The sequence below is a fragment of the Pedobacter sp. Bi27 genome, from assembly GCF_918698255.1.
GTDB lineage: Bacteria > Bacteroidota > Bacteroidia > Sphingobacteriales > Sphingobacteriaceae > Pedobacter.
Genome location: NZ_CAKKMW010000002.1, coordinates 375330 through 393442, shown reverse-complemented (window position 1 = coordinate 393442; position 18113 = coordinate 375330). Strand labels below are relative to the sequence as shown.

The window sequence follows — 18113 nt, the reverse complement described above, 5'->3', positions numbered from 1 at the left end:
ATAATAAGAATGACAATAGAACAATTGATTTGGTTGGTTCCGTTACTTCCTTTTTTAGGGTTTGTAATTAATGGACTAGGCAGAAACTCTTTATCTAAAGGACTTGTTGGTATCATCGGAAGCGGGGTAATCTTAGCCTCCTTTATTATCAGCGTAGTTATTTTCTTTAGTTTACAAGGCGACACACAAAAATCTCACGAAGTATTTTTATTCGATTGGATCAGCGCAGGTACATTACACATTCCATTATCTTTCCTGGTTGATCCTTTAAGCTCGATCATGCTTTTGATCATCACTGGAATTGGTTTCCTGATCCATTTATATTCTACCAGCTATATGCACGATGATGCAGGATTCGGTAAGTTTTTTGCTTATCTGAACCTGTTTGTATTCTTCATGCTTTTATTGGTATTGGGATCAAACTACATCGTTATGTTTATCGGTTGGGAAGGCGTAGGTTTATGCTCTTACCTGTTAATCGGTTTCTGGTATACGAACAGTGCTTATGCTTCAGCAGCTAAAAAAGCTTTCGTAATGAACCGTATTGGCGATTTAGGCTTTTTGTTAGGCGTATTCTTAATCTTCACCACTTTTGGTAGTGTAGAATTTGCTAAAGTTTTCCCTCAAGCAGCTAATATGTTGCCCGGTAATGATACGCTGGTTTTAATTACCATCTTGTTGTTTATCGGTGCCTGCGGTAAATCGGCTCAATTGCCTTTGTTTACCTGGTTACCAGATGCAATGGCCGGGCCAACACCAGTTTCGGCTTTGATCCACGCAGCTACAATGGTTACAGCTGGTATTTACATGATTGCACGTTCGAGCGTATTGTTCGATCTTGCTCCGCTTACACAGCACATCATTGCCATTGTTGGAGCGGCTACAGCTTTAGTTGCAGCAATTATTGCTTTAACACAGACTGATATTAAAAAAGTGTTGGCTTATTCAACCGTGTCGCAATTGGGATATATGTTTTTAGGCCTGGGTGTTGGCGCTTATACAGGTTCATTCTTCCATGTTTTAACCCACGCATTCTTTAAAGCACTATTATTCTTGGGCGCAGGTTCGGTTATCCATGCCATGCACCATGAACAAGATATGCGCCATATGGGTGGATTGAGAAAGAAACTTCCGGTTACTTTCTTAACTATGCTGATCGGTACCATTGCCATTGCGGGTTTACCACCGTTCTCTGGTTTTTTCTCAAAGGATGAAATTTTAGCACATGCTTTCCAGGCTAGTCCAGTACTTTGGGGAATTGGGGTTTTAACCGCATTCTTAACGGCATTCTATATGTTCCGAATGATGTTCTTGACTTTCTTTGGTAAATACCGTGGAACACATCACGAAGAAAGCCATGTGCACGAATCGCCAACAGCAATGACCTTGCCTTTAATCATTTTAGCTATCCTTGCTGCGATTGGTGGAGCAATCAACTTCCCGCATATTTTTGGTGGAAACGAATGGTTGGCACATTGGTTAACTGGAGCAGGCGTTGCGCAACACGAATTGGATTTAAGCCATTCAACTGAAATAGGTTTAATGGCAATATCAGTAACCGCCGCTATAGCAGCTTTATTTTATGCGCATAGCAGGTATGTAAGGGGAGCACGCGTTCCTGTTGCTGATGAAGCACCGCGTTCTGCTCTGGCAAAGTTATCCTATAATAAATTCTACCTCGATGAAATTTATGATTTCCTGATCACTAAACCATTAGATGCACTTTCGAAATTCTTTTATAGGATTATCGATAACAAATTTATCGATGGAATTGTGAACGGACTGGGATGGAGTACAAACGAAGCCAGTAAAGGTATTCGTTTGCTACAAAGTGGAAACGTAGGTTTCTATATTTTTATGATGGTATTTGGTATCATCGCATTACTTGCATATACATTTTATTACATATAAAAAGGGTTCAAAATTAAATAATGGAACAACTTTTACTACTTATATTTCTTCCGCTTGTAGGTGCAATTATTACTGCATTTGCTGGTAAGTCGGCTAAAATAGTTTCGACCGTATTTTCGGTTGTTTCTTTGGTTTTGACTTTGGTTATCGCCGGTAATTTCATTCCAAATGCAAGTACCCAGTTTGAGGTTAATTTGCCATGGATTGCAGATTTAGGCATCAATTTCCACGCTGGTATCGATGGCATTAGCATGCTTGTGGTATTGCTAACCAATTTATTGGTGCCGATCATTATTTTATCGAGCTACAACCACCAGTATAAAAATCCTGCTGCATTTTATGCGTTGATTTTATTTATGCAATGTGGCCTGTTATTGGTATTTACGGCATTAGATGCGTTCTTGTTCTATATTGGATGGGAAGCAGCATTAATTCCAATCTACTTTATCTGCGCCATCTGGGGAGGAAAAGACCGCATCCGTATCAACATGAAATTTTTCGTGTATACCATTGCAGGTTCATTATTTATGTTGATGGGTATTATTTACTTATATCTTCAAAACCCAGCACACAATTTTGACATTCAAGCCTTTTACGCTTTAAACTTAGATAGTGCACAACAAGGATGGATTTTCTGGGCTTTCTTTATCGCTTTTGCCATTAAGATGCCGATTTTCCCTTTCCACACCTGGCAGCCTGATACTTATACCGCAGCACCTACACAAGGAACAATGCTGTTATCGGGTATCATGTTAAAAATGGGTATTTATGGCGTAATTAGGTGGTTATTGCCAATTGTTCCGGCAGGCGTTCACGATTGGGGCCAAGTGGCTATTGTTTTATCAATCATCGGTATTGTTTATGCTTCGCTGATTGCTTTTACACAAAAGGATGCTAAACGTTTAGTAGCTTATTCATCTATTGCTCACGTTGGATTAATATCAGCAGGTATCTTTGCTTTTAACCAGCAAGGTATGCAAGGTGCAATGGTACAGATGTTGAGTCATGGTATTAATGTAGTAGGTTTATTCTTTGTTTTAGATATCATCTTCTCTCGTGTTAAAACCAATAAAATTGAAGAATTAGGTGGAATTGCGAAAGTAGCACCACAGTTGGCGCTTACTTTTCTGATCATTGTTTTAGGCACTGTAGCTTTGCCGGGAACTAACGGATTTATTGGTGAGTTTTTACTGCTAATGGGCGTTTACAACTACGGCATTTGGGCTGCAGCTATTGCAGGATTAACCATTATCTTTGGTGCTGTTTACATGTTACGCATGTACCAAAATGTAATGTTGGGCGAAACCAACAGCTTAACCATCACTTTTACCGATATTAAAGGGACCGAAAAATTGGTTCTTTATACAATTTGTGCACTGATTATTGTTTTGGGTGTTTATCCAAAACCAATTTTGCACTTAACAGAGGCATCTGTACAACATTTATTAGAACAGGTAAATCAAAAATTAAACACAGTAAATTAAGCAATGAATATTATTATAACCATTAGTATAACAGCTTTTATAGTGCTTTATGCAGGTTTGTTTAAGGCAAATAAAGCATTACTACCACTTACCGTTGTTGGCTTACTTACTGCACTGGGATTTACTTTTTGTGCATGGAACGGCAATGCTGTTCATTTCGGGATGATGCAGACAGATAACTTCGCTCTGGCATTTTCAGGGATATGTATTATCGGTACACTTTTAATCTTTTTATTAACACAGAACTATTTCCACGCTAAAAGCGATAACATAGCCGAATATTATACCTTAATTCTTTTCGCACTGGCGGGAATGATCATGATGGTATCGTATAAAAATATGGCCATGTTATTTGTAGGCTTAGAAATCATGTCGGTGAGTTTATACATTTTAGCGGGTATCCGTAAAAAGGATTTTGCCTCTAATGAAGCTTCATTAAAGTATTTCCTAATGGGTGCTTTTTCAACAGGCTTCCTCTTATTTGGTATCACCTTAATTTATGGCGCTACGGGCTCATTTGATTTAGATAAGATACAAGCTTATCTGGTAAATAGTCAGGCAATTTCTCCAATATTTTATCCGGGTGTTATCCTAATGATGATTGGTTTGAGTTTTAAGGTTGGTGCGGCTCCTTTTCACTTCTGGACTCCAGATGTATACGAAGGCGCTCCTTCATTAATTACCACTTTCATGAGTACTGTAGTTAAAACTGCAGGCTTTGCTGCTTTTTTAAGATTATTTGCTGGTGCACTTGCTCCACTTCACGATTTTTGGGTTGCACCACTTATGGTAATTGTTTGTTTAACGTTATTCATTGGAAACGTAACTGCACTGTTCCAAAAGAACTTCAAACGCATGTTGGCATATTCGAGTATTTCGCACGCGGGTTACCTATTGTTTTCGCTTATTGTGTTAACCAAAAACTCTGAAAACAACGTATTGGTTTATGCCGCGGCTTACACCTTCGCATCAATTATCGCTTTTGCGGTATTAATTTTAGTAAAACAAAAGACGGGTAGCGATAGCTTCGAAAGTTTCAATGGTTTAGCTAAACGAAATCCACTAATAGCATTATGTTTAACAGTAGCTATGCTTTCGTTAGCAGGTATTCCGCTAACAGCTGGCTTTATCGGGAAATATTTAATGTTCCTGAATGTAATGACCGAATATAAAACCTTACTTGTTGCATTTGCGATTTTAAATGCGCTGGTTGGCTTTTACTATTATTTTAGGGTAATTGCAGCCATGTGGTTTAAAGATGGCGCAGAAACAGAGCTTTCAGCTCCGGCACAGTACAAGGTTGTGTTACTGGTTTCTGTAGCAATTACAATAATTTTAGGTATTTATCCTGCAATTATTTTAAACCTGATATAGGTATGCTGTTGTTTGATAATTATTTGTAGTTTTACGAATAATTGAATATGCACGATTTTTGGAATAACCTGCATCAGCTACTTGATCCCGAGAAATTATTGAGGGAGGGTGGTTTCTATCTCGTCGTATTCGTTATCTATGCAGAAACGGGCCTGTTTTTTGGTTTTTTTCTTCCCGGTGATTATTTATTGTTTTTAGCGGGAATGTTTGTAGCAACAGGCAAGCTTGATGTGAACATCGCGGTGCTCTTGGCGGGCTTGTGTTTCGCAGCCATTTCTGGAAATTTTACCGGTTATTGGTTCGGGCGTAAAACTGGCCCCGTATTGTACACCAGAAAAGACAGTTTCTTTTTTAAGAAGAGATATTTAAAAGCTGCAGAGGATTATTATCACAAACAAGGTGCCTTTGCATTAATTATGGGCAGGTTTGTGCCAATAGTTAGAACTTTTGCACCGATTTTTGCGGGGGTTGTAAAATTAGAGTTTAAAAAGTTTGCGTTATACAATGTTGTTGGTGGCGTACTTTGGATCTGCTCCTTAACTTTGCTCGGTTATTTTTTGGGCAGAAGGTTTGAAAAAGAAATTAACGATTATTTATTATATATTATTATTGGCTTTATCCTTATTACAACTATACCATTATTAATTACCTTTGTAAAAAGTAAAGTAGTGAGTGGCCCTGAAGAGGATAAAACAGATTTAAATTAAAAATGGCAAAAGACGATCATCACGCATGGCATAGCGTATCTCCTGGACACAATGTTCCAGAAATTGTTAACGCAATTATTGAAATTCCAAAAGGATCAAAAGCAAAATACGAAATAGATAAAGAATCAGGTCTGATCAAGTTAGATAGGGTTCTTTTTTCATCAGTAATGTACCCAGCAAATTATGGCTTTATTCCGCAAACTTATTGCGATGATAAAGATCCATTAGATATTCTGGTGCTTTGCTCGGTAGATGTTTATCCAATGACATTGATTGAAGCGAAAGTTGTAGGTGTAATGCACATGGTAGATAATGGAGAGCAAGATGATAAAATTATCGCGGTTGCTGCTCACGATATGTCGGTGAACTACATCAACGATTTAGATGAATTGCCTCCACATCAAATGAAAGAGATTGTTCGTTTCTTTCAGGATTATAAAGCATTAGAAGATAAAAATGTAACCATCGAACATTTACTTGGTGTTCGTTATGCGCATAAAGTAATTAAAGAAAGCATAGAACTTTATAACACAACATTTAGAGAATTGGCTTAATGGATTTACCCACGGTATGTTTGTTTTTAAATTTTGAGCTAAGTGCAATCCTGCCCACAAACGTAGTTTTGGTTGCTTTACAAGAACCCGATACCACTTCTGTAGGCTGGCGATTATTCTTTGCGTTATTTTTGGTGTTATTAAACGGATTTTTTGTTGCAGCAGAGTTTGCAATTGTAAAAGTCCGGGCATCACAGATTGAAATTAAAGCAAAAACAGGCAGTCGTGTTGGCAAAATGGCCAAAGGGATTATTCATAACCTTGATGGATATCTGGCCGCCACACAGCTAGGTATAACGCTTGCATCACTTGGCTTAGGTTGGGTAGGTGAAGGCGTTATGCATACCATTTTCAAAAATCTGTTCGATAGTTTGAAGTGGGGATTGAGCGATGCTTCTATCCATACCGCATCTACAATTGTTGCCTTCTCGTTGATTACGATTATGCACATTGTATTTGGTGAATTAGCACCTAAATCTTTTGCTATCCAACGGCCGGTAGCAACAACTTTATTTGTTTCTGTACCATTGCAGATATTTTATGTGGTATTTAAACCATTCATCTGGACATTAAACAGTCTCGCTGCCATAATCCTTAAGCCATTCGGAATCGACACTTCAAGCGGACATGAATCGCTTCATAGTACCGAAGAACTTCAGTATTTATTAGACCAGGGTAAAGAAAGCGGAGCCTTAGATAATAACGAACATGAGCTGATTAAAAATGTATTCGATTTTAATGAGCGAGTGGTGAAGAATATCATGGTACCCCGCACCAAGATTTCGGGTATTGAACTAACTTCTCCAAAAGAAGAAGTGATTGATACGATTATTAAGGAAGGGTATTCGCGTTTACCAGTTTATGATGAGATCATGGATAAAATTGTAGGGATTATCCATGCAAAAGATATTTTACCATTGGTTGCAGCGGGTAATCAGCACTGGACATTAAACGATATCATCAGAAAACCATATTTCGTTACAGAAACCAAGAAAATCAACGATCTGATGAGTGAACTGCAAAGTAACCGCATACAGATTGCTATTGTATTAGATGAGTTTGGCGGTACAGCGGGCATGGTTACGTTAGAAGATATTGTTGAAGAGCTTGTTGGAGAAATCCAGGATGAATACGATGAAGAAAAGCCACTGGTAGAAAAAGTTTCTGACAATGAGTTTATCGTAAATGCATTCGCTACTGTATATGATGTAAATGAACATCTGCCTCACGATTTACCCGAGGATGAAGATTTCGATACCATTGGTGGTTTGGTTTCTCATGTTTTTGAACGTATCCCTGAGGTAGGCGAAAGCAACGAATCATACGGATATCTGTTTACCATCCTTAAAAAAACAGAGCAGAATATCGAAACAATCAAGTTAGAATTGGTGATCAATAAAGCAGATATGGTTGATAATCATTAATTTCAACTATGCATATTTTTTACACACCAGATATAACCCAAAATACTTATACGCTTAACGAAGAAGAGAGCAAACATTGCGTTAGGGTGCTTCGCCTTGCCATAGGCTCAATCGTTAACCTGGTTGATGGGAAAGGTGGCTTTTACACTGCTGAAATCACTTCTGATAATCCTAAAAAAGTCTCCTTATCCATTTTAAAAGTAGAAACGGAGTTTCATAAAAGGAATCATTACCTGCATATTGCTGTTGCGCCAACTAAAAATATCGACCGGATCGAATGGTTTTTAGAAAAAGCTACAGAGTTGGGTATTGATGAAATTACACCAGTTATTACCGATCGATCGGAGCGTAGGATAGTTAAAGAGGATCGGCTCAACAAAGTGATTACTTCTGCTGTTAAGCAATCGATAAAAGCCTATCATCCAAAATTGAATGATGCCATTTCGTTGGATGCTTTTTTAAAAAAATCATTTGATGGTGATAAACTAATCGCACATTGTATCGATAACGGGGAGAAACAATATATATCCAAACTTGTAGCTCCACATCAAAAATACTTAGTTCTTATTGGTCCTGAAGGAGATTTCACACCTGATGAAGTTAATTTAGCTTTGAACAAAGGCTTTAAAGCATTAACTTTAGGTGATAACAGATTGCGCACAGAAACGGCTGCATTATCTGTTTGTTTTGAAATCAATTACCTTAACCGATAATCAATTTGAAGTTTTCAGTTTTCAGTTTTCAGCTTTGGTCTTTCAGCTTTGGTCTTTTAGCTTTTAGCTTAATGTTTTTTGCTTTTATTCCGCCAACCTACCGTATGGCCAAACTTAAATACAATGGTGGTGGCGATTGGTATGCGGATAGGACAGCTTTACCCAATTTAATCGCCTACTGCAATGCCAATTTGAAGACTAATTTTTATGCTGAAGAAAGTATTGTAGAAGTAGGCTCGAAAGAAATATTCAATTATCCATTTGTTTACATGACTGGCCACGGAAACGTAGTTTTTAACGAGCAGGAAATTAAAAATTTAAGGCAATACCTTACAGGTGGTGGTTTTCTTCATATTGATGATAATTATGGATTGGATAAATTTATCCGCCCGCAGATGAAAAAAGTATTCCCGGAACTTAGTTTTGTCGAATTGCCGGCCAACCATGCATTATATAACCAGAAATTTAAGTTTCCGGGAGGCTTGCCAAAAATCCATGAGCACGATAATAAAAGACCTCAGGGATTTGCATTGATTTATAAAGGTAGAATTGTATGCTATTACACCTTTGAGTGCGATTTAGGGAATGGCTGGGAAGATTTTGGTACCTATCCTGAAGATAGACAAGAAACGAGGACTAAAGCGCTTAAAATGGGCGCAAATTTGGTTCAGTATGCTTTAACCCAATAACAAATGTATAAAGTAAAAGTAAACGATCAGTTTTTATTCGAGGTTGAAAATAAGGAGTCATCTTTTTTGGTAAACGGAGAACCTATTCAATTCGATTTGAGTTCAATTGGGAATAATATTACGCACGTTTTATACCAGAATAAATCTTTTAATACAGAGCTGGTTGAGCTGAACAAAGCAGATAAAACCTGTAAAATAAAGGTTAACGGTAATATTTATCAGATTAGCATCGAAGATCAGTTTGACGTTTTGTTAAAACAGCTGGGGTTGGATAATTTAACTGCTAATAAAGTTTCAGAAATTAAAGCACCGATGCCTGGTTTAGTACTAAAGGTTTTGGTTGAAGAGAATGCTGAGGTAAAGAAAGGTGATAACCTATTGGTGCTGGAAGCGATGAAAATGGAAAATATCCTAAAATCATCAGCCGATGGTGTGATAAAGAAAGTTTTGATTAAGCAGGGCGATAAGGTAGAGAAGAACCAGATCTTGATTCAGTTTAAGTAGATAGCTTTTGCTATTAAGGTATTAAGGGCATTAAGGTTAAGCTGCCAATTTTTAATGAGATCATTTCTTAATGCTCTTAACTCCTTAATGTTGAGTAAAATATGTGAGCCTTTGACCACCTAGGTCACCTGAGGTCGTCTAAGTTTACACAGGATCTTAACTTCTTAATGGTACTATTCACTAAGAAAGCCACCAAATAAAAATTTAAAAAAGTATAACACATAAAAAAGTCCCGATTTAATGTCGGGACTTTTCTTTTTTATTTACCTCTACTTACCCTATAAGGTTTTTGAGGAGGGTTTTTAAAATTTCTTTTACCTGCAGTACTAATTTCTGGAGCGCCAAGCATAGTCATGGCGCAACGGAAACCAACTTCTGCAGATGATTCATCTTGTTGCATAAAACGGCGTGTTGCGGGGTTTAACCAGTAAGCCATGTCATTCCAAGAACCACCTTTATAAACTCTGGATTTATCGTTTACAAGCGTTACACCTTCTTCATTTAATAAAATATTTTGTCTATCACGGTAACCTCTTTGATCGGCCTGATAACTGGTTGATGCTACTGGAGATTGTGGATCAGTCGATTTTGAAATTGAATCGGAACGTTTCGCCTGTGCCTGTTTTTCTGCCCATGTTTGTTTTCTTCCGGCGTAAGCATTTTCCTTGATCGGATTGCCATATTTATCCAATGCGATTTTCCCGCTTTGCGAATCCTCTAATTTTTTATTGGTGAAATAGTTACCACGATATGGGTTAAATGCATCTGCATCGGTAAATGTACCTGTTCTGTAAACATCATTAACCCATTCATTCACGTTTCCAGCCATATTATATAAGCCGAAGTCGTTTGGTGCATATTGAATAACGGGAACGGTTAAATCTCCTTTATCATTTAATGAACCACCAACACCCATATAATCGCCAGGTGCCCTTTTAAAGTTGGCCTGAATCATACCTCTGGTTTTCTTTTTGGCAGAGCTCACACCTAAGCCATTCCACGGGTAGATTTTATTCTGATTGATGTTTTCGTATTCTGTATTGCCAATTAAACCTAAAGCAGCGTATTCCCATTCAGCTTCTGTTGGTAAACGATAAGGCTGCATAATTACACCATCCTCTAGTGTCGCAGTTCTTCTAGGCTGATTGTTTTTGCCTCCAGATGCTGGGGCTGCTGTTCCTCCAGCGGTTGATGTAGCTGCACCTGATTTTGTATTGTAATCGATTGGCGCATTTTTCCCCTTATCATCATACTGGCCATTTAAATAGGCATCAGTATTAAAAGGTTTGTCTGGTTTTGGAGTCGCCGCTGCTGTAGTAGCAGTATTGCTTTTCCCATTACCGGCTAAAGTTTTATAATCAGTTAAAATTCCTTTTTCGCGTAGAATAAATTCGTTAGCTCTCGAAGTTCTCCATTCGCAATAACGTGATGCCTGCTCCCATGAAACACCTACAACAGGGTAGTCACGGTAAGCTGGGTGTCTTAAGTAGTTATCTACATAAGGTTCGTTGTATGATAATGCGCGGCGCCACACTAAAGTATCAGGAAGCTCATTATAATAAAACTCACGATCTTCAGGGTAGTTGTATCTGATCCAATGTAAGTATTCTAACCAATCGGTATTCGATACTTCAGTTTCATCCATGTAAAAAGATGGAACAGTAACCTGTCTTTTGTAATTGTAAATATTTGGCTCAACACCCGGTACTTCGATGGCACTACCACCAACAACTAAAACTCCACCTTCAATTGGAATCAAGCCTGGTCCTGGAGCTCTCTTGTATTGAGTAGCTACAGCAAAAGCACCAGATTGGTTGTTTTTGCTTTTCCTATCAGCATAGGGAATACCTGTTTTGCTAGAACTGTTCCCTCCTTTTGAGCTACAGCTCGTAAGTAGGGCAGCTAATGACAAACAAGTAAAAGAATATAGTAACAGTTTTTTCATATAGTTCGTTGGGAAAATCGTCCCTATAGGGATTCAACCGATAAAATTAAACAATTTTAAATGAATATATAAATAATGTGGTAATAAAATATCGATTATATTTTTGAGTGATAACGTATTATTTTCTGTCGTATTGTGTCTACTTAATTTTTCAGTTAAATTTAGGTTAAATAATTATAAATAAGCAAGATAAAAAGAGAGGGAGGTGATTGAGAAGTGCTGTTGGCAAGCCATTAGCGCAATAGGTGGAATTACTTATATTACAGCTCAGGTCATCTCAATATTAATTTTTTTTATGTTTTTAGTGACAGCTTAAACGTGCATATATAAAAAAGAGTATTGTTATAAGTTTATTGAGACTGCAATAAATTAACCATATTTGATTTAAAGATTATTAAGTTGACAAATCGAATTAATAATTTTTATAGAAAAAAGAAAATAGCTCAATTATGATGTTAAATGGTTATTAGTTATGGGTTTAGGTTTTTTGCAGTCACACCTGTATGTAAAAATCGTATGTTTAATTAGTAAATAATCATAGAATTCGTAATTTGGTGAAATATAAGTTTTGGTTTTACGTTACAGAATATATTCTCCAGTTGTTGCTAAATACCAAAATCTAAAATTACGTACCTTTAAAGGATGAATTTCAAGTACATCAGTAAACTTGCTTTTTCTGCACTCTCAATGGCCTTGGTGTTTGGTAAAACAAATGCTCAGGTAACCATAGGCAATACACAAACAAATGGTAGCGAGGCAAACAATATTGTAACAGCAGTTCCATTTCTGCTCATTACGCCCGATGCCCGTGCTGGTGCAATGGGTGATGCTGGCGTGGCCGTTGCTGGTGATGTTAATTCAGCGAGCATCAATGCTTCTAAACTTGCATTTTTAGATAAACCTTACGGATTTTCTGTTTCTTATAGCCCGTGGTTAAAAAGTTTAGTGCCTGATATTAATCTTGCCTATTTAAGTGGCTTTTATAAATTGGATGATCGTAATACCATTGGTGCCTCATTAAGGTATTTTTCTTTGGGCTCTATTCAGCTTACCGACATCAACCAACAAGACCTGGGAATTTCCAATCCGAATGAATTGGCTTTTGATGTTTCTTTTGCCCGTAATTTTGGTGAGGAATTTTCATTGGGAACATCATTAAGGTATATTTATTCAAATTTAGCTTCAGGTCAATTTTCATCATCGGGGCAGGTTCATAGCGGAAATGCGGTAGCTGTAGATGTGTCGGGTCTATACAAAACAACCACTACAATGTTTGGCAGGCAGACTGTTCTTTCTGCAGGTGCTAATATTTCCAACATTGGAACAAAAATGAGCTATTCTGATGGTGGAGAAAATTTCTTTTTACCTACGAATTTTAAAATAGGAGGCGCGTCTACAATTACTGTAGACGATTTCAGCACCTTAACTTTTGCCCTTGATTTTAATAAGTTGCTGGTGCCAACGCAGCCGATATACGATTCGAACAATAACATTGTGAGCGGAAAAAACCCTAACCGTTCAGTACCTGCCGGAATTTTTGGTTCGTTTAGTGATGCCCCAGGTGGTTTTAGTGAAGAATTAAAGGAAGTAGGAATTTCAACGGGCTTAGAGTACTGGTATAACCAACAGTTTGCAGTGAGAGCAGGTTACAACTATCAGAGCCCAATGAAAGGCGATAGCCGCTACTTTACTTTGGGCCTTGGATTAAAATACAACGTTTTTAATATAGATTTCTCTTATTTGATTGCAAATGCACAAACAAGTCCACTTGCAAATACCTTACGTTTTGGTCTATTGTTTAACTTTGGCGACAAAAAAATTGTTAAAAAGTAATTTTAAGCGATCAGTTTATAATTAACAGATTAACGTATTTAAACAATTAACCTAAATACCCATGAAAATTAGAGTAGGTTTCGGATTCGATGTACATCAGTTAAAAGATCAGCATCCTTTTGTTGTTGGTGGAGTTACATTAGATCATCATAAAGGTGCTTTTGGGCATTCGGATGCCGATGTTTTGCTTCACGCCATCTGCGATGCGCTTTTAGGGGCAGCCAACCTTCGCGATATTGGTTTCCATTTTAAGAATACAGATGATAGGTGGAAAGGCATCAGTAGCCTCGTTTTATTGAAGGAAACGGTTAAATTGTTGACCGAAAAAGGATGGCAAATTGGGAATATAGATGCGATGCTTTGTTTAGAAGCGCCAAAAATTAACCCTCATATTCCTGCTATGCAGCAAAATATTGCTGAAGCGATTGGAATTTCTACCGAAGATATTTCGATAAAAGCCACTACCAATGAGCAAATGGGATTTATCGGCAGGGAAGAAGGTGTTGTTTCTTATGCCGTTTGCCTGATAGAAAAACCTTAATTCGTACTAGAATTTTCGGGCGGTTAAGTAAGAAATCGGTAAGCCTATGCAAAAAATCAGTATTACCGCATTTAAAATCGCCCGTTCATAATGAAACGGTGCTGCAGGTATTTTGGTTAATGGAACAATCAAGAGGGTCATGATCGTCCAAACGATAATCCCGTAAATTACTCCTGATAGGATGATATTCTTTCGTAAAACAGGTGTTTTTATTGATGCAATAGTAAAAATCAGGGTGAAGCAAAAAGCAATAAAGTAGTGGAATGCTAAACCTATTAGGGCTGTTTTAGTCCCTCCAGCAAAAGCATTTGGCCCCATAATAGCGCTGGAGATATACTGAAATACCCCCATAAAATTCATCTTTCCTAAAAATATAACTGCTGCCAATCCATCTAATGTTCCAGCAACAAGCGCAATCAATAAAACCTGTTTAAAGGAAAATATAGTTTGGTTAGATTTTTCCATAAACAATAATAATGTTTTTTTAAATAGCTTGTTATGAATTGTTTATGTTTTTCTTTGGGTTGTGTGCAATAATATTAAATTTTGATTCGGAGCGTTCATATAGAGTTTGTCGAAATGCTTTACATTGCATTTTAGCCAGCCCTTCGACAGGCTACCATTGACAGATCCTAATAGAATGGTCGTCATTGCGAGGCACGAAGCAATCTTAATGCGCTCGCTACTAGCGATAGTTGTAAGATTGCTTCGTCGGCTGAAAAAGCCTTCTCGCAATGACGATATCTTGATGAGAAGCATTACGCCAATTGCTCCTTAACGTTTCCTGTCCGCTTTAACGTTCCCCAGGTTTCCAGTTCCCCTTTTATGGCTTTTCTGAACGAACGGAATAGTACAATATACATTAATTGTCGCCAGAAAAACCGCTGTGGGAATATGTAAAGTAAATTCGTGTATTTTTCTTTTTCCATGCGGAAGGCGATTGCAGCAAAAATCATATCTACAACAATAAAGATGATATAATAGAAAAGTACCTGGCCAAAACCGTTATGCAGGCTTAAAATTCCTGAAAATCCGGTTAGGGTTAAATTATTTATAGCACTTAACGAAAATAGACCACTAATTAACGAGATGAACATAAAAAGATCGGCAAGTGGAGAAAATAGCGGCAAAATGATCTGATAGATCAAAATATTTGGCATTCCTACCATCCCAAAGTAACCATATTTCTTGTTTAGCAGTGTTTTTCTGTTTTTCCAGAAACTTTGCATTACGCCAAAACTCCAGCGGAAACGTTGCTTAAGCAACATATTCACCGTTTCTGGTGCTTCGGTATAAGCAATTGCAGTATCACAATTTTTTACGCGGTAACCTGCTTTCAAAATACGCATGGTTAAATCGCAGTCTTCGGCAAGTGTATCAATGGTAAATCCGCCGATTTCTAAAATTACATTTTTTCTGAAAGCACCTATTGCTCCAGGAACAACAGTAATTGTATTTAATAAGTCGAAAGCACGCCTATCCATATTCTGTGCGGTGATATATTCAATAGACTGCCATTTGGTAATGATATTGTTGGCATTCCCAACTTTCACAGTACCAGCTACTGCCGCAATTTGGTCACTATAAAAATAACGCATCAGTTCGGTAACGGCATCATCTTTTAGCTGTGTATCGGCATCTATACAGACCACAAATTCGGAAGTTGCTTTTGATATACCATAATTTAATGCAGATGCTTTACCTCCATTTGCTTTGCGGAAAACCTTTACCTGAGGGTGGTTGCCAAAGTGTTCATTAATAATTTCGAAGGTTTTATCTTTCGAACCATCATCCACAAAAATCAGTTCAAAATCGGGGTAGGTGGTTTTTAAAAGACTATTAATGGTTTGCACAGCAGTAACTTCTTCATTGTAAGCCGGAATGATAATACTCACTTTTTCTGAAGGATTTACTACCAATTTGCTGACATTCTGTTTCGCTCTTTTTCGCTGTCTGATGGCTAAATAGGCGATAAATATCGTCCTTAAGATAGCAAGTACAATCGCTACAGAAAATACGATGTTTAAAATCATGTTTCCATAGTAAAAGAAATTGATGAAAAAGTAATCACCAGAACCAGAAAAACCACTATTTGCCATAGATTTTACCGCAGGCATTAATTCCGATCTTTTTTTGCCCATTAAATCGCCAACCGTAGTAAAGGTATACCCCTTGGCCTTAAAGAATTTTATAATCCGGGGTAGGGCTGCAACAGTAGCTTCGCGGTTTCCACCAGCATCGTGTAATAAAAGGATATTACCGTTGTCCTGTTGTTTCACTACTTCGTTAAAAATCTGATCGGCAGTTTTGCCTGGTTGCCAATCTTCAGGATCTATATATTCCCCGATATTGATGTAATTTTCTTTACGGCTCTGTGCAACAGGCAGAATTTCTGAAATATTTTGGGGTTCGGCATCAGCATTAAATGGTGCACGGAACAGGATTGTGCTGTGACCGGTAACCGCTTCAATTAATCTACGGGTGGCATTTAGTTCGAACTTTACCCTTCGTGGTCCAATGGCCGACATATCAGGATGGAAGAAAGTATGGTTTCCAATTTCATAACCATCATTATATTCCTGTCTTAACAATTCCATGTTCTGTTCAGCCATAATGCCAACCACAAAGAAACAGCCTGGTACTTTTTCTCGTTTCAAAATATTTAATACCTGTGGTGTATAAACCGGGTCTGGCCCATCATCAAAGGTTAAGGCGATTTTCTTATCGGCCTCTCCAAACCTTTTAATTACATATTGCTCTGGAAGTCTGATATACTTTTGATCGGCAATGGAAAAGTTGTCTTTGTTTAAAGTGAACTTTACACTACCAGGTGTAGGGGTAGAAATCAGGTCCAGAATTTCGCCATCGCCTAAGTAGGAGATTCCACCCATATTTAATGAAGCAATTTTGCGTAAATCGAAGGGTTTTTTCTTTAATGTATCCAAACTAAGGTCATTGGAAATAAACGACCATAAGCGTTTGTCTTCTGAACCTAAGCGCCATAAGGCTACACCAGCAATATCCCAATCATCAGCCTTGCGGATTAAATTAAAATAGGTTGCCGCATCAGTAAAGTAAACTTCATGTTTAATCCCACTGCCATCGTTGTAAGTGTAGTTTAAATTGGCAGAAGCAGGATTATAGTTTATTTTGCTTTTATAATTAACGGCCATTGTCATCGCCTGCTCGTAAGTAACCGGTTGCCCAATGCTATTTTTTGGCCAATCGTAACCGTAGCAAGCCAAGGCAAGGATTACTTTGCTGGCATCCACTTTACTGCAGATATCATCAAGCTTTTCCTCCACCCATTCCTGATGGGAAATATCGCCTGCGTTACTTTGTTCAGTATGCTGATCATAAGCCATTAATACGAGGTAATCATTATATTTTTGAAGAATTTCTGGCTTATAATCGTCATTTTCGGGTGAAATATCCTGAGAAACAATCAGTTTCTCGGTGTGAAACTGAGTATATAGATTTTTCATAAAAGCGTTAAAACTATCGCTATTTTGGAGGTTGAGCTCTTCGAAATCTATATTAATTCCACTATAGCCGTATTTTTTGGTAATTGCTATAAGATCGTAGATCAATTTTTGCTGGGCAGATTGATCGTTTAATAATCTTCTTACTGCTGCACCATCCCAATGATCTTTATTGTAATTTGAAACCACCGCAATAGCCGATTTTTTGCCGGCATGTATTACTTTTAAGGCCGCAGTATCTGCTTTATCTACAATAGAATCACCATTTAAAAAGAACGACTCTGTAGCCACCATATCCAAATGGCTAATGTTGCGTTTTAAATCTGATATTGATGATTCTTTACTGGCTGCCCAGCTTACGTAAAATGCCATGTTGATGCGCTTGCTGTTACCTCGATGGCTTAAAATGCGGTATTCACGATCTTTTTTGATCTTTTGCAACTTAGATTTTTCGATGGTGAAATCCTTATACTGTTGCGATTTTTTTAACTTCTCTAACTGTTTTTGTGTTAACGGTGTATTTGTATTGATAAAAGGCAAATTAGGTGCCTGTACTGAAGACAGTGTGTACACCACGCAGATGATTGCGATAATGAAGACTAAAAAAAACGTGCGGCTTACCCATGTAAATGTATGCCAGCGTCTTTTGGTCTCAGTTTGAAATATTTGTTTTCCGGACATTTTTCTGTTCTGATTTATTAATCAAATGTCACTAACGAATATGAAGATTGGATGAATGATTAATGGGAGAGTGGTTGAGCTGATGGATCGCTATTCCAGTTTTAAGATGCTGATTTACTTACTGTTTATCAGGTGCATAAGTGGTGTTCCCGGATCTTTTCATCATTAAGAAGTTAAGGTTTTCTTGCGTAAATTAAGATGCGCTTCGTCCTCCTGAACTTGTTTCTGGATCTTTTAGTTTTGTTTATTTAGCAAGAGGATGTTTTCGGCT

At 37.6% G+C, this 18113-nt stretch carries 14 protein-coding genes; 11 read left to right on the top strand and 3 right to left on the bottom strand.

Annotated features, from left to right (window positions below; translation table 11 throughout):
- The first annotated feature begins 9 nt into the window (after window positions 1–9).
- The 9 genes from nuoL (at window position 10) to LQ227_RS06990 (ending at window position 9360) form a co-directional block, all read left to right on the top strand.
- Window positions 10–1911, top strand: a complete 1902-nt coding sequence (gene nuoL, locus LQ227_RS07030) for an NADH-quinone oxidoreductase subunit L (RefSeq protein WP_371824740.1) — start codon at window positions 10–12, stop codon at window positions 1909–1911.
- A 20-nt stretch (window positions 1912–1931) separates the two neighbouring features.
- Entirely contained in the window at window positions 1932–3395 is a 1464-nt protein-coding gene (locus LQ227_RS07025; RefSeq protein ID WP_230148851.1) for a NuoM family protein, read from the top strand.
- Between the two features lie 3 nt (window positions 3396–3398).
- On the top strand, window positions 3399–4769 hold the full coding sequence (locus LQ227_RS07020; RefSeq protein ID WP_230148849.1) for an NADH-quinone oxidoreductase subunit N: 1371 nt from the start codon (window positions 3399–3401) through the stop codon (window positions 4767–4769).
- 47 nt (window positions 4770–4816) lie between these two features.
- Window positions 4817–5476, top strand: coding sequence for a DedA family protein (locus LQ227_RS07015; protein WP_029274742.1), 660 nt, complete (start codon window positions 4817–4819; stop codon window positions 5474–5476).
- 2 nt (window positions 5477–5478) lie between these two features.
- Window positions 5479–6030 (top strand): inorganic diphosphatase, encoded by a 552-nt coding sequence (locus LQ227_RS07010; protein WP_025146339.1) that lies wholly within the window; start codon window positions 5479–5481, stop codon window positions 6028–6030.
- A complete protein-coding gene (locus LQ227_RS07005; RefSeq protein ID WP_230148847.1) occupies window positions 6030–7454 on the top strand; it encodes a hemolysin family protein in 1425 nt (474 codons plus the stop codon). Before LQ227_RS07010 ends, LQ227_RS07005 begins: the two co-directional genes overlap by 1 nt.
- Before the next feature lie 8 nt (window positions 7455–7462).
- Complete coding sequence (locus LQ227_RS07000; protein WP_230148845.1) at window positions 7463–8167, top strand: 16S rRNA (uracil(1498)-N(3))-methyltransferase; 705 nt, start codon at window positions 7463–7465, stop codon at window positions 8165–8167.
- 71 nt (window positions 8168–8238) lie between these two features.
- Window positions 8239–8856, top strand: coding sequence for a DUF4159 domain-containing protein (locus LQ227_RS06995; protein ID WP_230149236.1), 618 nt, complete (start codon window positions 8239–8241; stop codon window positions 8854–8856).
- A gap of 3 nt (window positions 8857–8859) precedes the next feature.
- Window positions 8860–9360: an acetyl-CoA carboxylase biotin carboxyl carrier protein subunit gene (locus LQ227_RS06990; RefSeq protein ID WP_230148843.1), complete on the top strand. Its 501-nt coding sequence runs from the start codon at window positions 8860–8862 to the stop codon at window positions 9358–9360.
- Between the two features lie 259 nt (window positions 9361–9619).
- Here LQ227_RS06990 and LQ227_RS06985 read toward each other — a convergent pair whose 3' ends face one another.
- Window positions 9620–11305 (bottom strand): SUMF1/EgtB/PvdO family nonheme iron enzyme, encoded by a 1686-nt coding sequence (locus LQ227_RS06985; RefSeq protein ID WP_230148841.1) that lies wholly within the window; start codon window positions 11303–11305, stop codon window positions 9620–9622.
- 642 nt (window positions 11306–11947) lie between these two features.
- Here LQ227_RS06985 and porV point away from each other — a divergent pair.
- Both porV and ispF read left to right on the top strand, forming a co-directional pair.
- Entirely contained in the window at window positions 11948–13138 is a 1191-nt protein-coding gene (porV, locus tag LQ227_RS06980) for a type IX secretion system outer membrane channel protein PorV (protein WP_057931413.1), read from the top strand.
- Between the two features lie 61 nt (window positions 13139–13199).
- Entirely contained in the window at window positions 13200–13679 is a 480-nt protein-coding gene (gene ispF, locus LQ227_RS06975; RefSeq protein WP_215129999.1) for a 2-C-methyl-D-erythritol 2,4-cyclodiphosphate synthase, read from the top strand.
- Between the two features lie 6 nt (window positions 13680–13685).
- On the opposite strand, the gene LQ227_RS06970 is transcribed toward ispF, so the two are convergent.
- Window positions 13686–14144, bottom strand: a complete 459-nt coding sequence (locus LQ227_RS06970; protein ID WP_230148839.1) for a hypothetical protein — start codon at window positions 14142–14144, stop codon at window positions 13686–13688.
- 293 nt (window positions 14145–14437) lie between these two features.
- Window positions 14438–17842, bottom strand: a complete 3405-nt coding sequence (locus LQ227_RS06965) for a glycosyltransferase (protein ID WP_230142229.1) — start codon at window positions 17840–17842, stop codon at window positions 14438–14440.
- Window positions 17843–18113 lie beyond the last annotated feature (271 nt).

Excerpts from the sequence above, each read along its gene's own strand:
- nuoL (WP_371824740.1), top strand. The coding sequence starts at position 10 with ATGACAATAGAACAATTGATTTGGTTGGTTCCGTTACTTCCTTTTTTA.
- LQ227_RS06965 (WP_230142229.1), bottom strand. The coding sequence starts at position 17,842 with ATGTCCGGAAAACAAATATTTCAAACTGAGACCAAAAGACGCTGGCAT.
- LQ227_RS06990 (WP_230148843.1), top strand. The coding sequence starts at position 8,860 with ATGTATAAAGTAAAAGTAAACGATCAGTTTTTATTCGAGGTTGAAAAT.
- LQ227_RS07000 (WP_230148845.1), top strand. The coding sequence starts at position 7,463 with ATGCATATTTTTTACACACCAGATATAACCCAAAATACTTATACGCTT.
- LQ227_RS06985 (WP_230148841.1), bottom strand. The coding sequence starts at position 11,305 with ATGAAAAAACTGTTACTATATTCTTTTACTTGTTTGTCATTAGCTGCC.
- LQ227_RS07010 (WP_025146339.1), top strand. The coding sequence starts at position 5,479 with ATGGCAAAAGACGATCATCACGCATGGCATAGCGTATCTCCTGGACAC.
- LQ227_RS07005 (WP_230148847.1), top strand. The coding sequence starts at position 6,030 with ATGGATTTACCCACGGTATGTTTGTTTTTAAATTTTGAGCTAAGTGCA.
- LQ227_RS06995 (WP_230149236.1), top strand. The coding sequence starts at position 8,239 with ATGTTTTTTGCTTTTATTCCGCCAACCTACCGTATGGCCAAACTTAAA.
- LQ227_RS07020 (WP_230148849.1), top strand. The coding sequence starts at position 3,399 with ATGAATATTATTATAACCATTAGTATAACAGCTTTTATAGTGCTTTAT.
- LQ227_RS06970 (WP_230148839.1), bottom strand. The coding sequence starts at position 14,144 with ATGGAAAAATCTAACCAAACTATATTTTCCTTTAAACAGGTTTTATTG.
- LQ227_RS07025 (WP_230148851.1), top strand. The coding sequence starts at position 1,932 with ATGGAACAACTTTTACTACTTATATTTCTTCCGCTTGTAGGTGCAATT.
- ispF (WP_215129999.1), top strand. The coding sequence starts at position 13,200 with ATGAAAATTAGAGTAGGTTTCGGATTCGATGTACATCAGTTAAAAGAT.
- LQ227_RS07015 (WP_029274742.1), top strand. The coding sequence starts at position 4,817 with ATGCACGATTTTTGGAATAACCTGCATCAGCTACTTGATCCCGAGAAA.
- porV (WP_057931413.1), top strand. The coding sequence starts at position 11,948 with ATGAATTTCAAGTACATCAGTAAACTTGCTTTTTCTGCACTCTCAATG.